Source organism: Sphingomonas eleionomae, from assembly GCF_049889035.1.
Lineage (GTDB): Bacteria > Pseudomonadota > Alphaproteobacteria > Sphingomonadales > Sphingomonadaceae > Sphingomonas.
This window is the reverse complement of the sequence record NZ_JBLTWP010000002.1, coordinates 630,281-643,601: the sequence shown is the minus strand read 5'-3', so window position 1 is coordinate 643,601 and position 13,321 is coordinate 630,281. Positions and strand designations below refer to the sequence as shown.

General features: G+C 66.0%; 13 protein-coding genes and 1 tRNA gene. 10 read left to right on the top strand and 4 right to left on the bottom strand.

Going from position 1 to position 13,321, the window contains the following annotated elements; genetic code table 11:
• The first annotated feature begins 71 nt into the window (after nucleotides 1-71).
• Together sciP and ACNI3Q_RS07295 are read left to right on the top strand one after the other, a co-directional pair.
• Nucleotides 72-371, top strand: coding sequence for a CtrA inhibitor SciP (gene sciP, locus ACNI3Q_RS07300; protein WP_260021090.1), 300 nt, complete (start codon nucleotides 72-74; stop codon nucleotides 369-371).
• A 164-nt stretch (nucleotides 372-535) separates the two neighbouring features.
• Nucleotides 536-799, top strand: coding sequence for a GlsB/YeaQ/YmgE family stress response membrane protein (locus tag ACNI3Q_RS07295; RefSeq protein ID WP_426275304.1), 264 nt, complete (start codon nucleotides 536-538; stop codon nucleotides 797-799).
• 66 nt (nucleotides 800-865) lie between these two features.
• Here ACNI3Q_RS07295 and ACNI3Q_RS07290 read toward each other — a convergent pair whose 3' ends face one another.
• Together ACNI3Q_RS07290 and ACNI3Q_RS07285 are read right to left on the bottom strand one after the other, a co-directional pair.
• Nucleotides 866-1,594 carry an SIMPL domain-containing protein gene (locus tag ACNI3Q_RS07290; protein WP_426275302.1) on the bottom strand — a complete coding sequence of 243 codons (729 nt, stop codon included), beginning with the start codon at nucleotides 1,592-1,594 and terminating at the stop codon, nucleotides 866-868.
• A gap of 85 nt (nucleotides 1,595-1,679) precedes the next feature.
• Nucleotides 1,680-1,937 carry a GlsB/YeaQ/YmgE family stress response membrane protein gene (locus ACNI3Q_RS07285; protein WP_426275300.1) on the bottom strand — a complete coding sequence of 86 codons (258 nt, stop codon included), beginning with the start codon at nucleotides 1,935-1,937 and terminating at the stop codon, nucleotides 1,680-1,682.
• A gap of 250 nt (nucleotides 1,938-2,187) precedes the next feature.
• Here ACNI3Q_RS07285 and ACNI3Q_RS07280 point away from each other — a divergent pair, with 250 nt between their 5' ends.
• From ACNI3Q_RS07280 to ACNI3Q_RS07270, 3 genes are read left to right on the top strand one after another with little or no spacing between them, the layout of a single operon-like run.
• Complete coding sequence (locus ACNI3Q_RS07280; RefSeq protein WP_426275298.1) at nucleotides 2,188-3,405, top strand: efflux RND transporter periplasmic adaptor subunit; 1,218 nt, start codon at nucleotides 2,188-2,190, stop codon at nucleotides 3,403-3,405.
• 46 nt (nucleotides 3,406-3,451) lie between these two features.
• Nucleotides 3,452-6,610, top strand: coding sequence for an efflux RND transporter permease subunit (locus ACNI3Q_RS07275; RefSeq protein WP_426275296.1), 3,159 nt, complete (start codon nucleotides 3,452-3,454; stop codon nucleotides 6,608-6,610).
• Between the two features lie 31 nt (nucleotides 6,611-6,641).
• A complete protein-coding gene (locus ACNI3Q_RS07270; protein WP_426275294.1) occupies nucleotides 6,642-7,910 on the top strand; it encodes a DUF445 domain-containing protein in 1,269 nt (422 codons plus the stop codon).
• Nucleotides 7,911-7,912: 2 nt separating this feature from the next.
• Here the strand turns inward: ACNI3Q_RS07270 and ACNI3Q_RS07265 are convergent, their stop codons facing one another.
• Complete coding sequence (locus tag ACNI3Q_RS07265; RefSeq protein ID WP_426275292.1) at nucleotides 7,913-8,653, bottom strand: HAD family hydrolase; 741 nt, start codon at nucleotides 8,651-8,653, stop codon at nucleotides 7,913-7,915.
• 11 nt (nucleotides 8,654-8,664) lie between these two features.
• On the opposite strand from ACNI3Q_RS07265, the gene ACNI3Q_RS07260 reads away from it, so the two are divergent.
• The 4 genes from ACNI3Q_RS07260 to ACNI3Q_RS07245 are packed head-to-tail and all read left to right on the top strand — an operon-like array spanning nucleotide 8,665 to nucleotide 12,161.
• The gene (locus tag ACNI3Q_RS07260; RefSeq protein ID WP_426275290.1) at nucleotides 8,665-9,780 is read left to right on the top strand and encodes an MlaE family ABC transporter permease; all 1,116 of its coding nucleotides are present in this window, start codon (nucleotides 8,665-8,667) and stop codon (nucleotides 9,778-9,780) included.
• On the top strand, nucleotides 9,777-10,577 hold the full coding sequence (locus tag ACNI3Q_RS07255; RefSeq protein WP_426275288.1) for an ABC transporter ATP-binding protein: 801 nt from the start codon (nucleotides 9,777-9,779) through the stop codon (nucleotides 10,575-10,577). The genes ACNI3Q_RS07260 and ACNI3Q_RS07255 overlap by 4 nt, the downstream gene beginning before the upstream one ends.
• A 7-nt stretch (nucleotides 10,578-10,584) precedes the next feature.
• The gene (locus ACNI3Q_RS07250; RefSeq protein WP_426275286.1) at nucleotides 10,585-11,556 is read left to right on the top strand and encodes an MlaD family protein; all 972 of its coding nucleotides are present in this window, start codon (nucleotides 10,585-10,587) and stop codon (nucleotides 11,554-11,556) included.
• Between the two features lie 5 nt (nucleotides 11,557-11,561).
• Nucleotides 11,562-12,161 carry an ABC-type transport auxiliary lipoprotein family protein gene (locus tag ACNI3Q_RS07245; protein WP_260021075.1) on the top strand — a complete coding sequence of 200 codons (600 nt, stop codon included), beginning with the start codon at nucleotides 11,562-11,564 and terminating at the stop codon, nucleotides 12,159-12,161.
• Nucleotides 12,162-12,179: 18 nt separating this feature from the next.
• Here the strand turns inward: ACNI3Q_RS07245 and ACNI3Q_RS07240 are convergent, their stop codons facing one another.
• Nucleotides 12,180-13,064 (bottom strand): peptidylprolyl isomerase, encoded by an 885-nt coding sequence (locus tag ACNI3Q_RS07240; RefSeq protein ID WP_426275283.1) that lies wholly within the window; start codon nucleotides 13,062-13,064, stop codon nucleotides 12,180-12,182.
• Between the two features lie 88 nt (nucleotides 13,065-13,152).
• Here ACNI3Q_RS07240 and ACNI3Q_RS07235 point away from each other — a divergent pair.
• Nucleotides 13,153-13,243 (top strand) — tRNA-Ser (locus ACNI3Q_RS07235).
• The last annotated feature ends 78 nt before the right edge of the window (nucleotides 13,244-13,321 follow it).

Genomic DNA, 13,321 nt, shown 5'->3' with positions numbered 1-13,321 from the left:
TGTTCAAGTCCGCCGCCTAATGGTCGTTTTTAGCGTTTGAGAGGGGGGCCCCCGCCCCCGATCGAGGAAACATGATCGAGAACCAGAAAATCAGGCCAGCAAAGGTGATCGGACCCCTAGGGGAGCCGCTGACGCTCGACACGCTGCCGCCGCCCAACACGACCCGCTGGGTCGTGCGCCGCAAGGCAGAGGTTGTTGCCGCGGTGAATGGCGGGCTGTTGACCGTCGACGAGGTGTGCGAACGCTATGGCCTGACGGTGGAGGAATTCGCCGCATGGCAGCGCGCGATCGATCGTGTCGGGATGCCCGGCCTGCGCGTCACGCGCATTCAGCATTATCGATCGCTGTACGAGCGGCAACAGAAATTCTGACCTCGATCCCAGTCGGAATCAGCACCGAAATCTGCCGGCCCGCCCTCCCCCACCGGATGGCGGGCCGGTTCCGTTTCAGCCGCGCCCGGAACCTTATCGTCCCGGAGGCGTCCTATGCCCCAGGGTTCGTCATGCGGCGAACCGTTCATCAGGAGGGACGGGAAATGGGAATTATCGTCGCCATCATCGTGGGCGGAATCATCGGCTGGCTGGCCAGCATCGTCATGCGCACCGACGCGCAGCAGGGTATCCTGCTGAACATCGTCGTCGGCATCATCGGATCGTTCATCGGTAACGTCGTCGGCGGCATGTTCGGCTATGGCTCGACGCTGACCGCGTGGAGCCCGGTGGGCCTGTTGTGGTCGTTCATCGGCGCGCTGATCCTGCTGGCGCTGATCAACCTGGCCCGTCGCGGCCGCGTCCGTTAATCATCGGACGACGAAAAAACGGGCGGCACTGCCGGGATGGGCAGTGCCGCCCTTTTTCGTATCCCCTTATTTCAGCAGGAACCGGACCGACACGGTCATGTCGACCGACTGTTCGCCGGGCATGATCTTGCTGCTGCTGTCGGATTCCATCCGGGCCATCATCACCGGCACCGGGCCGGGGGTGGGTGCAGCCCCTTCGGAAATGACTAGGATCCGATCGACGCGCAGCCCGGCTGCCCGCGCGTAAAGGTCGGCACGCGCCCGGGCGCGGCGCACGGCGTCGGTCCGCGCCTCGTCCATCGCGGCGTCGGCGGCGTCGATCATCAGGGTGGGCCCCTCGATCGTGTTGGCACCCTGTGCCACCAGCACGTCGAGCGCGGCCCCGGCCCGGGCCACATCGCGCAGTTTCAGGGTGAGCTGGTTCGTCGCCTGATAGCCGGTGATGACCGGGGGCTGCCCCTCGGCATAGCGATATTGCGGCTGCAGGCTGATCTGTGACGTCTGGACGTCACGATCCGCGATGCCCAGCTTTTTCACCGCTGCCAGCACCGCCGTCATGCGGGCCGCATTGGCTTTCAGCGCAGCGGCAGCATTCGCATCCTGAGTCACGATCCCGGCGCGAACGATGGCGATGTCGGGCGTGCGCGTCACCCGTCCTTCAGCCACGACGTCCAGAACCGTGCCGTCAACCGGGACAATCGGCCCGGCCATCGTCTGGGCATGCAACGGGGCGGCGGCGGGCAGGGCCATCAGGGCAGTGCCAAACAGCAGCGGCAGCGAACGGTTCATTGTCATCCTCCTTGGCGGGTGCAGCATTCGGTCACCCGCATCGCAGAGGCTTTAGCCGCGGCATGGCTACGGCGGATGAACGGCCGCCGGATCAGATGCGCCGCTTGACGACCTGACGATAGAGCCAGAGCAGCAGCACCGAACCGCCGATCGCGATCAGATAGCTGGTGAACCAGCCCGTCGCCTCCAGCCCGACGAGCCGCGCCAGGAACCCGCCGATCAGCGCGCCGGCAATACCGATCAGGATGGTGACGATCAGGCCGCCGGGGTCGCGCCCGGGCATGACGGCCTTGCCAATCGCACCGGCGACCAATCCGATCAGCAGCCATCCCAGAAATGAATCCGGCATCCCCCGTTCTCCCCGTTCACCCCTCAGGCTCCGATCGTGGCCGTCCGGTGGGCGCGATGCTGTGTCGTTACGGTCCCGGTGGCAAGACGTTTTGTCGGCGCAATGGTTTACGCCATTGCCGGGGCCATGCCGAGCGCGGTAAGAAGACGGGTCGCAAATCCCAAAAAAGCCCGCTTGAGCGGGGTGATATATTCATATAATACAGCATGACAGACATTTGGCCTTGGGGGGCCGTGCAGGGAAGTGCCGGATGAACTTCGATAAACGTACCATGACGGAAGATGCGACGCCCTATCTGATCGAGGATGGCAGCGAGCGTAAGGGCCGCCGCCGCTGGATCATCATTGGCGTCGCCGTCGCCGTGGTGGTGGCTGCCCTGATCGCGTGGTTCGCCCTTGGCGGCGGTGCCAAGGACGCCGAAAAGGCGCCGGGGGCGGCAGCGAAGGGCGACGACAGCGGCGCCATGCCGTCGATCAGCGTCATGGTGCCGGGTCAGCAGACCGTGGCCCGGGTGATCAGTGGCACCGGATCGATCGCCGCGCGCCGCGAACTGCCCGTCGGCGTGGCGGGCGAGGGTGGCCTGGTCACGCGCGTGCTGGTGGATGCCGGCACCTGGGTTGCGGCGGGACAGGTGCTGGCGACGGTCGACCGGTCGGTCCAGTCCCAGACCGCCGAATCGCTGGCCGCGCAGATCCGCGTCGCCCGCGCCGACGCCCAGCTGGCGCAGGCAGAGCTGGACCGCGCGCTGCAGCTGGTGGATCGCGGCTTCATTTCAAAGGCGGATATCGATCGCCGGACGGCGACGCGCGATTCCGCCGTCGCCCGGGTTCGGGTGGCCGAAGCACAGCTGGACGAAGCACGCGCGCGCAATGGCCGGCTGGATATCCGCGCCCCTGCCGCCGGCCTGATCCTGTCGCGCGCGGTCGAGCCGGGCCAGATCGTGTCCGGGGGCAGCGGCGTGCTGTTCCGCATGGCACAGGGCGGCCAGATGGAAATGCAGGTGCGCCTGTCCGAGGCGGACCTGACCCGCATCACCACCGGCGTACCCGCCGATGTCACCCCGGTCGGCAGCGAGCGCAGCTATCGCGGCGAGGTGTGGCAGGTGTCGCCCGTGATCGATCCGCAAACGCGTCAGGGGATCGTGCGGGTTGCCCTGTCCTATGATCAGGCGCTGCGTCCCGGCGGCTTTGCCACCGCCCGCATCCAGTCGGGCGCATCGGTGGCCCCGCGCCTGCCCCAATCGGCGGTGCAGAGCGACGGCAAGGGCAATTTCGTCTATATCGTCGATGGATCGGGCACGGTCGTGCGCCGCGATATCCGCACCGGTGCGGTGTCGGACGACGGCGTGCTGATCGCATCCGGCCTGGACGGGACAGAGCGCGTGGTGGTCAGCGCCGGCGCGTTCCTGAATCCGGGGCAGAAGGTGAACGCCCAGTTGGTGAATGGACAGGACGGCAAGGCGAAGTAATCCGCCCACGTCGCCCTAGGATGAGCAAGCGAATCGGAACCCTATCATGAGCTTTCGGAACATCTCGGCCTGGTCCATCCGCAATCCGATGCCGCCGATCGTGCTGTTCATCGCGCTGACCATCGCCGGGATCGTCAGCTTCATCCGCATGGACGTGAATAACGAGCCGGACATCGATTTCCCGATCGTCTGGATTTCGATCAGCCAGCCGGGCGCTGCTCCCACCGAACTGGAAACGCAGATCACCCAGCGCGTCGAGGCTGCGGTGCGCAGCCTGCCGGGCATCGACCAGCTGGAATCGACGGTCAGCGAAGGCAACAGCCAGACGATCATTCAGCTGGATATCGGCACGCCGATCGACCGGGCCGTCAACGATGTGCGCGACGCCATTGCCCAGATTCGCGGCGACCTGCCCGACGGGATCCTTGAGCCGCAGGTGGGCCGGTTCAACACGTCGGACAAGGATATCGCCAGCTTTACCGTCACGGCAACGGACATGACGGTCGAACAGCTGTCCTGGTTCGTCGACAACAATGTCGCCAACGAACTGCTTGCCGTCGACGGCCTGTCGGGTGTGGAGCGCGTCGGCGGGGTGACGCGCGAGATTCGCGTGATCCTGAACCTCGCGCAGATCCAGTCGCTTGGCCTGACCGCAAGCCAGGTGAACCAGCAGCTGCGCCAGGTGAACCTGAACGCGGCTGGCGGGCGCACGGAAATTTCGGGCACCGAACAGTCGGTGCGCGTGCTGGGCAACGCCGCAACCGCCCAGACGCTGGCCGATTCCATGATCGCGATCGGCGGCGGGCGCACCGTGCGGCTGGGCGACATCGCGCAGGTCCGCGACCTGTATGCCGAACAACGCAGTCTGGGCGAATATAACAGCCGTCAGGTGCTGGCGTTCGACATCAAGCGGGCCAAGGGCGCATCCGACCTTGCCGTGTTCGAGGCAGCCGAGAAGAAGCTGAGCGAGATCGAGGCGCGCAACCCCAAGGTGAAGTTCGACGTCCTGTTCAACAGCGTCAAATACACCAAGCAGCAATATGACAGCGCCATGCACGCGATGCTGGAGGGCGCGGGCCTGGCGGTCGTCGTCGTGTTCCTGTTCCTGCGCGACTGGCGGGCGACGGCCATCTCTGCGCTGGCCATTCCGCTGTCGGCCATCCCGACCTTCTGGTTCATGGACATGCTGGGCTTCACGCTGAACCAGATGACGCTGCTGGCATTGAGCCTGGTGGCGGGCGTGCTGGTCGACGACGCGATCGTCGAGATCGAAAACATCGTGCGGCACATGCGGATGGGCAAATCCGCCTATCAGGCATCGATCGACGCGGCCGACGAAATCGGCGTCGCGGTGCTGGCCACGACCATGTCGATCGTCGCCGTGTTCCTGCCCGTTGGCCTGATGCCCGGCATTTCGGGTCAGTTCTTCAAGAATTTCGGCCTGACCGTCGTTGCGTCGGTGCTGATGAGCCTGGTCGTCGCGCGCATGCTGACGCCGATGATCGCGGCCTATTTCCTGAAGGCAAAGGGCCATGCCACGCATGGCGAGGGTCCGGTCATGGACCTGTACACCCGGACACTGGCATGGACGCTGCGCCATCGCTGGGTCGCGGTCGCGACCTTTGCCATCGCACTGGTGTTCCAGATGTTCCTGGCAGTCGGCGGCCCCCTGCCCTTTACCTTCCAGCCGAGCCAGGATCAGGACGACATCACGGTCAACATCGAAATGGTGCCCGGCACCACGCTGGCCCAGACCAAGGCGGTGGTCGACCGGGTCTCCACCATCCTGCAAAAGCGCGATGACGTGGTGCAGAGCGTCTATGCCCGCACCTTCGTGGGCAATGGCCGCGTCACCGCAATGCTGAAGGACGAGCGGCCGGTGACCAGCACGGTGTTCGAACAGCAGCTGGCGCCGGAGCTGAACAAGATCGCCGATGCGCGCGTCAACGTGCGCGCACAGGGCGGCTGGGGCGGCAGCGGCCGTGCCATGTCGATCGTGCTGGGCGGCGATGATCCCAAGCTGCTCAACGACACCGCGCTCAAGATCGTGGCCGAGATGGAGCGGATGCCGGAAGTGCGCGCCCCGCGCATTTCGGGCGACCTTCAGCGGCCGGAAATCGTCATTCAGCCGCGGACCGACATTGCCGCCGATCTGGGCGTGACGACCGCCGCCCTGTCCAACGCGATCCGCATCGCGACGCTTGGCGATATCGACCAGAACAGCGCCAAATTCTCGCTGTCCGACCGTCAGGTGCCGATCCGCGTCGCGCTGGCCGAGGATTCGCGCGCCGAACTGGATACGGTCCGCAACCTGCCCGTCCCGACCCAGGCGGGCGGTTCGGTGCCGCTGGGCGTCGTCGCCGACATCCGATTCGGTGCAGGGCCGACCCGCATCGACCGGCTGAACCAGAAGCGCCGCCTGGTCATCGGTGCCGACCTTGGCACCGATCCCAAGACGGGCAAGCCCTATGTCTCCGGCGCGGTGCTGGCCAAGATCGACCAGCTGCCCAGCATGAAGAACCTGCCGATCGGCGTCGGCAAGCTGGAGGTCGGGCAGGCCAAGTGGCAGGCGGAGATGATCCAGAACTTCGTCATCGCCCTTGTGTCCGGCATCTTCCTCGTCTTTGCGGTGCTGATGCTGCTTTACCGCGGTCTGATGGCCCCGCTGGTCAACCTGTCCTCGCTGCTGCTGGCGCCGCTTGGCGGGTTCATCGCCCTGTGGGTTTCGGGCAATCCGCTGTCGCTGCCCGTGCTGATCGGCGTGCTGATGCTGTTCGGCATCGTCGCCAAGAACTCGATCCTGCTGATCGATTTCGCGCTGGAGGAAATGGAAAAGGGCGTCGACAAGTTCACCGCGATCGTCGACGCCGGGCACAAGCGCGCTCAGCCGATCGTGATGACCACCGTGGCCATGGTCGCGGGCATGGTGCCCACCGCCCTGTCGCTGAATGGCGACGGATCGTGGCGTGCCCCCATGGGCATCACCGTGATCGGCGGCCTGATCCTGTCCACGCTGCTGACGCTGGTGCTGGTGCCGGCCCTGTTCAGCCTGGCCATCGGGTTCGAACGCTGGGTCGGCCCACGCCTGTCGCGCCGCCTGCTCACCTATCGTCCCGGCGACGATGGCAAGCCGGTGCTGGACCACCAGCCCGGCGGCCGCATCGGGTATCAGGGGGATGGCGGGCCGAACCAGCCGGCGGAGTGAACTTTCCCGGCGCTGGGGGTTTGTTGCGGGCATGAAGCTGTTTCCCCGCCGCCCCGCCAGACTGGAGCCACCCCCGCCCCAGTTGACGCGGATGCGGCTGGTGGCGACCGGACTGCTGGTCGCGATGGCCGCGCTGTTCCTGATCGCCCGGTCGGTGGAGGGGGCGCATCCGGCCTGGGGCTATGTCAAGGCGTTTGCCGAGGCGGCGATGGTCGGCGGCCTGGCGGACTGGTTCGCGGTCACCGCGCTGTTCCGCCACCCCCTTGCCCTGCCCATCCCCCACACGGCCATCATCCCGCGCAACAAGGACCGGATTGCCGACACGCTGGCCCGGTTCCTGAAGGAAAATTTCCTGATCCCCGGCGTCGTCGCACGGCGGATGCGGGGGGTCGATGTGGCGGGCGCGGCCGGGCGCTGGCTGACCCAGCCGGGCGGCGGCGTTGCGGGGCGGCTGCGCTACGGCGCTTCGCGGCTGGTGGTCGACTTGCTGCAATCGCTGGATCAGGAACGGCTGGGCGGCGTCGTCCGCGCGGCGCTGTCCGACCAGCTGCGCCGGCTGGATATCGCGCCCATGCTGGGTCAGGCGCTGCACGCCGCGATCGAGGAGGATCGCCACGTTCCCCTGATGAACGGCATGATCCGCTGGGCCGCGCGCGTGCTGGAGGCGAACGAGCCGATCATCCGCCAGATGGTGCACGACCGCGCAGGATCGATCCTGCGCTGGACCGGGCTGGATGAAAGGCTATCCAACAAGATCATCGACGGGCTGAGCGGGCTGGTCAACGACATGGCGGAGGATCCCGCCCACCCCCTGCGGCACAAGGCGGAGGAAGGGCTGGCCCGGCTGGCCATCGACCTGAAATACGATCCCGACACCCAGGCAAAGGTTCAGGCGTTCAAGGCCGACCTGCTGGCCAATCCCGCACTGGCCGACTGGTGGCAGTCGGTTTGGGAGATGCTGCGTGCGCGGATGATCGAAACCGCCGCCAATCCCGATGCGATGATGGCCGGTCAGCTGGGCGACGCGCTGCGCCAGCTTGGCCAGACGCTGCAGACCAATCCGGAACTTGCCCGCACGGTCAACCGCTTTGTCCGCCGCGCGGCGGTGGGCGCGGCCAGCGACTATGGCGACGCCATCGTCCGGCTGGTTTCCGACACGATCCGTGGCTGGGACGAACAAACTATTACCAACCGCCTCGAAAATGCCGTTGGCCGCGACCTTCAGTTCATCCGGATCAACGGCACCCTGGTTGGCGGGCTGGTGGGGCTGGCCATCCATGCGGTGGACGGCTGGCTTTGACGCTAATCCTCGCGATCCCAGTCGATGATCGTCCAGCCGCGCTGGCGCGCCAGCCGGCGGAGCGGCGGGTGCGGATTGACCGCAAACGCCTCGTCCGCCAGTTCCAGCATCGGGGCATCGCTGACATGATCGCTGTAAAACCGGATCGCCGTACCGGGCCGGTCAATGCCCTGTTCGGCCATCCATGCCTCGACCATCCGCCGCTTGGCGGGGCCATAGCAATTCTCGCCATCCACGCGCGGCAGGATGTGGCCCAGGTCGTTGCGCAGCGACCGGGTTGCGATCACCCCGTCAAATTCCAGAGCGCGCGCAATCGCGGCGGCATAGAAATCGAAACTCGCCGTCGCCAGAACGGTGCGGTACCCCTGTGCCCGGTCGGCCAGCACGCGGGCGTGCGCACGGGCGAACAGGCCGGTGTCGACCACCCGCGCGGCATAGCTGTCGGCGATGCGCTGCGCCTCTTCGACGGTCAGATGGGGACCGATCACCCAATGCTGGGCCAGTTCCTTCAGCCGGGCACGGGAAATCATGCCCATGCGAAAGGCGATTCCGGCCATCCCGGCCAGCGGCAGCAGGGCAAGCCGCCACGGGGAGCGACGGAGCGCGGCATGAACCAGGAACGGCGTCCAGGTGGGCACGCGCGTGATCGTCTTGTCCATGTCCCAGATGGAAAGGTGCGGCGCTGGCGGCATCGGCCATTCCATGGCGGCTATCGCCTTGCCGCGCCAGCACAAATGCCGCATGGAAGCGTGCTATGAGCGGCCCTGCGGATTTCAGCTATGATGCAAGTACAGCGCGGCTGACCCTGACCGGCGATCTGTCGCTGGCCCGGATCGGGACGCTTCCGGAACGGCTTGGCGCGATCGACGGCCCGGTTTCGGTCATCGACCTTGGCAGCGTCGAACGGCTCGACACCATCGGCGCTTGGGTGGTGCATCGCACGGCGACCACCAGGAATGCGTCGATCGAGGGGCTGGACGAGAACAAGCGCGTTATCTTTGAACAGGTGACCGCCGCGGATCAGCCGGTGACGGTCAAGCATCCCGGCCTGCCGTCCGGCCTGCGCATCCTGGACGAAATCGGCGCGGCGACGATTCAATCGTTCCGCACGATGGCCGGTCTGCTCGGCTTTCTGGGCGCGACAGTCATTGCGTTCTGGTCCGTGATGGTCAGCATCGTGCGCCCGCCCAACCGGTTCCGGTTCCACGCAACGGTGCAGCGGTTCGAAGTGGTGGGCGTTTCCGCCCTGGGCATCATCGGCCTGATGAGTTTCCTGATCGGCATCGTCATCGCACAACAGGGCGCGGTGCAGCTGCGCCAGTTCGGTGCAGAGGTGTTCACGATCAACCTGATCGGCCGGATCACGCTGCGCGAACTGGGCGTGTTGATGACCGCGATCATGGTCGCCGGTCGTTCGGGCAGCGCCTTTGCCGCTCAGCTCGGCACGATGAAGCTGACCGAGGAAATCGACGCGATGCGGACCATCGGCGTGTCCCCGATGGAGGCGCTTGTGCTGCCCCGGGTGGTGGCCGCGGTGCTGATGATGCCGCTGCTCGGCATGTATGCCTCGCTGGTGGCGATGATCGGTGGCGGATTGCTGTGCTGGCTGACGCTGGACATTCCGCCGATCACCTTCATTCAGCGCATCCGGGAGGTCGTGCCGCTGACCGACCTGTATGTCGGCCTGGTCAAGGCGCCGGTGTTCGGGGCGATCATCGCCATCGCCGGCTGTTTTCAGGGGATGCTGGTCGAAAGCGACGCCGAACAGGTGGGCAAGCGGACCACGTCTGCGGTTGTGCAGGCGATTTTCCTTGTGATCGTGCTCGACGCGTTTTTCGCGGTCTTCTTCACCTGGATCGGCTGGATATGAGCGAACCGATCATCTGCGTACGCGGCCTCAAGAACGGGTTCGGCGACCAGATCGTGCATGACGGGCTGGACCTGGACGTGCGCCGGGGCGAAATCCTGGGCGTGGTCGGCGGGTCGGGCACCGGCAAATCGGTGCTGATGCGCTCCATCGTCGGGCTTCAGCAGCCGCTGGAAGGCACTATTCGCGTGTTCGGTGAGGAAACGATCGACCGCGATCCCACCGAAGCGGTCGATGTGCGCAAGCGCTGGGGCGTGCTGTTTCAGGGCGGCGCCCTGTTTTCCACGCTGACCGTGGCCGAAAATGTTCAGGTGCCGCTGCGCGAATTCTATCCCGGCCTGTCGCAGCAGCTGCTCGACGAAATCGCCGGGTACAAGGTGGTGATGACCGGCCTGCCTGCCGAGGCAGGGCCGAAATATCCGGCCGAACTGTCCGGCGGCATGAAAAAGCGTGCCGGCCTTGCCCGCGCGCTGGCGCTTGATCCGGAACTGTTGTTCCTGGACGAACCGACCGCCGGGCTCGACCCCATCGGGGCGGCTGCGTTCGACGAATTGACGCTGTCCCTGCAACGAACGCTGGGCCTGACCGTTTTCCTGATCACGCATGATCTGGATTCGCTCTATGCCATTTGCGATCGGGTCGCCGTGCTGGCGGACAAGCGGGTGATTGCAGTAGGCACAATCGACGAATTGCTGGCCATGGATCACCCATGGATCCAGACTTATTTCAATGGACCGCGCGGACGCGCGGCCGTCGCCTCGGCCGAACGGGCCGGGTCGGCGCCGGCCACAGGGGCATGAAGGGCTGATGGAAACGCGTTCCAATCATGTGCTGGTCGGCGCGGTGGTGCTGATCTTGTTGCTGGTGACCGCCTTGTTCACGGTCTGGCTTGCGCGGCTCAACACCAACACCGCGCGCGAATATGACATCTTCTTCCGCCAGGCGGTGGACGGAATTGCCAAGGGATCACCCGTGGTGTTTTCCGGCGTTCCTGCCGGTCAGGTCGTGTCGATCAACCTGTACAAGCCCGACCCGTCGCTGGTGCGCGTGCGCGTTTCGGTGAACGAGGATGTGCCCATCCTGGTCGGTACCACCGCCGCGATCGAGGGCGTTGGATTTACTGGCGTCAGCCAGATCCAGCTGCAAGGCGCGACCAAGGGCTCGCCCCATCTGGAATGCCCGGAGACGCGTCCGGAAAGCGTGTGCCCGATGGGCGTGCCCGTGATCCCGACCAAGCGGGGCGGCCTTGGCGCGCTGCTCAATTCCGCGCCCGCCATTCTGGAGCGGCTGACGGCGGTGCTGGAACGGGCGAACGAACTGTTGTCGGACAAGAATCAGGCGCGGATCAGCTCGATCCTGGAAAATACCGACCGGCTGACCGACAGCTTTGCCGATCAGGGCCCGGCCATTGCCCAGACGTTGAAGGACACGCAGGTCGCCATCCGCGCCGCCACCGACGCCGCAAATCAGCTGAGCCAGCTGGCCGGCACGTCGAACCAGCTGGTGTCGGACGATGTTCGCCCGGCGCTGAAGAACCTCAATGCCACCATCGCCTCTGCCCAGCGCAGCATGGAGGCGCTGGAGGGTACCATCGGCGACGCCCGCCCCGGCGTGCAGCGGCTGACCCGCGAAACCCTGCCAGAGGTCAGTCAGCTGGTCGGTGAACTGCGTGAGGCGACGACCAGCATCAATTCCATTCTGCAAAAGGTCGATCGCCAGGGCGCGGCCTCCATCATCGGCACCAGCAAGCTGCCCGATTACGATCCAAAGGGGAAATGACGGCCATGACGCGCCCTGCCATTCGCTATGCGATCCTGATCGCCGCCGCACTGCCGCTGGCCGGATGCCTCAGCTTCGGGCCAAAGACGCCGCCGATGCTGATGGCGCTGGAACCGGCAACGGCTCCGGCAACGGGTCAGGTCGCCAATTCCGGCGTTGCGCCAACGATCACCATCGCCACGCCCGTCGTGCCACAGGAGATTGCGGTCAATCGCGTTCCCGTGCGGTCGGACGCAACCACGCTTTCCTATGTCAAGGACGCCCAGTGGGTGGAGCCGCCGGCCTATCTGTTCCAGCGGCTGTTGTCGGACACGCTGGCCGCGCGGTCGGGCTATGCCGTGCTGACCGCGCGGCAGATCCTGGTCGATCCGGGCGCGTCGCTGTCGGGCGAATTGCGCAGCTTTGGCATTGATGCCCGGACGGGTGAAGCGATCGTCACCTATGATGCCGCGCTGGTGCGAAAGGGTGCAGAATCGGTCGAAAAACGGCGGTTCGAGGCGCGCGTGCCGGTCAGCCCCGTGGAAGCGGGACCGGTTGCCGCTGCGCTGAACGAGGCGGCGAACAAGGTTTCGGTCGATGTCGCCGACTGGGTGGCCGGCCGCTGATCCGGAGTATCGCCCGGCTTAACGGGGGCTCGGCCGCACCGGCACCGGAACGTTGCAGATATCGGCGCCGCCCGCCGGCACGGTGAAAAACGGCGGTTCCCGGTTTTCCCGCGCCCGGACATAGGCGGCAAAGCGCGGATTGTCCGTCGCGCGATACTGAAAACCGGGCCGTTCCCCCGCCGGAATGTCGCTGGCCAGCCGCACCGTCTCGATCGCGACGCGCTCGGCCGGTTTTTCGTAAAAGCCCAGATTGCCGGTCCCGCGCGGCAACGTGGACAGATGCTCGATCCCCTGGATCACCCGGCCGACCAGCGCGATGTTGCGATCCAGATGCCGGGGCGCATGGCCGATCACGGTGTAGAGTTCCGCCCCCGAACCTGTGCTGGGCGCCAGATCGCGCGCCACACCGACCATGGCATAGCAATGCGGCAGCCACGCCCGGTCCGTTGCCTGATCGGGGCGATAGGGGCCGGTCAGTTGCAGCCAGCCATCGGCGGTCATCCCGGCGCGCAGGGCATAGGGATCGGGCAAGGTCAGCCGCGCCGCCAGCGGCCGGGCCGCGAACTCATATTCGGCCGGCGGATTGGCGACGACATCGGCGGGCAGCGGCTTCTGCTCGGTCGCATCGCCCCATTGCGCGACATAATTGTCCTGGACGCGATAGACGCTAGTGCCGTCCCACCATCGGGCGCGCGCCAGTTTGCGGATATTGTCCACATGGACCGGTGCATGGTCCGGGGCCAGACGGATGACCACCCGCCGCCCGCCGGTCAGGTCAATGACCAGCAGCTGATCGTCGGGTATCGCCCGCCAGTCTGCCTCGATCGCATCGCCCGGGGCGGGGGGCGTGGCCGGCGCGGTCTGCGCAAGGGCGGCGGCGGCAAGGGCGATCCAGTGCATCATCGCCAATGAATTGCATGCACCGGCCCGGCTGACAATGCTTGCAGCCGCGCCCGCACCGTTCTAGGGAGCGCAACCTGCCAGGACATGCGGAGCGGTGGCCGAGTGGTCGAAGGCGCTCGCCTGGAAAGTGAGTATACGGCAAAACCGTATCGAGGGTTCGAATCCCTCCCGCTCCGCCACCGGCCATTCCACAAGGGTCCGCACAAGACCGGTGGGATCGACTTTTTCTCCCTGATTACCGACGCTTAGCAGACCGG

Coding starts and splice junctions, on each gene's coding strand:
- sciP (WP_260021090.1), top strand. CDS start 72: ATGATCGAGAACCAGAAAATCAGGCCAGCAAAGGTGATCGGACCCCTA.
- ACNI3Q_RS07240 (WP_426275283.1), bottom strand. CDS start 13,064: ATGATGCACTGGATCGCCCTTGCCGCCGCCGCCCTTGCGCAGACCGCG.
- ACNI3Q_RS07255 (WP_426275288.1), top strand. CDS start 9,777: ATGAGCGAACCGATCATCTGCGTACGCGGCCTCAAGAACGGGTTCGGC.
- ACNI3Q_RS07275 (WP_426275296.1), top strand. CDS start 3,452: ATGAGCTTTCGGAACATCTCGGCCTGGTCCATCCGCAATCCGATGCCG.
- ACNI3Q_RS07250 (WP_426275286.1), top strand. CDS start 10,585: ATGGAAACGCGTTCCAATCATGTGCTGGTCGGCGCGGTGGTGCTGATC.
- ACNI3Q_RS07260 (WP_426275290.1), top strand. CDS start 8,665: ATGAGCGGCCCTGCGGATTTCAGCTATGATGCAAGTACAGCGCGGCTG.
- ACNI3Q_RS07245 (WP_260021075.1), top strand. CDS start 11,562: ATGACGCGCCCTGCCATTCGCTATGCGATCCTGATCGCCGCCGCACTG.
- ACNI3Q_RS07285 (WP_426275300.1), bottom strand. CDS start 1,937: ATGCCGGATTCATTTCTGGGATGGCTGCTGATCGGATTGGTCGCCGGT.
- ACNI3Q_RS07265 (WP_426275292.1), bottom strand. CDS start 8,653: ATGCGGCATTTGTGCTGGCGCGGCAAGGCGATAGCCGCCATGGAATGG.
- ACNI3Q_RS07270 (WP_426275294.1), top strand. CDS start 6,642: ATGAAGCTGTTTCCCCGCCGCCCCGCCAGACTGGAGCCACCCCCGCCC.
- ACNI3Q_RS07295 (WP_426275304.1), top strand. CDS start 536: ATGGGAATTATCGTCGCCATCATCGTGGGCGGAATCATCGGCTGGCTG.
- ACNI3Q_RS07280 (WP_426275298.1), top strand. CDS start 2,188: ATGAACTTCGATAAACGTACCATGACGGAAGATGCGACGCCCTATCTG.
- ACNI3Q_RS07290 (WP_426275302.1), bottom strand. CDS start 1,594: ATGACAATGAACCGTTCGCTGCCGCTGCTGTTTGGCACTGCCCTGATG.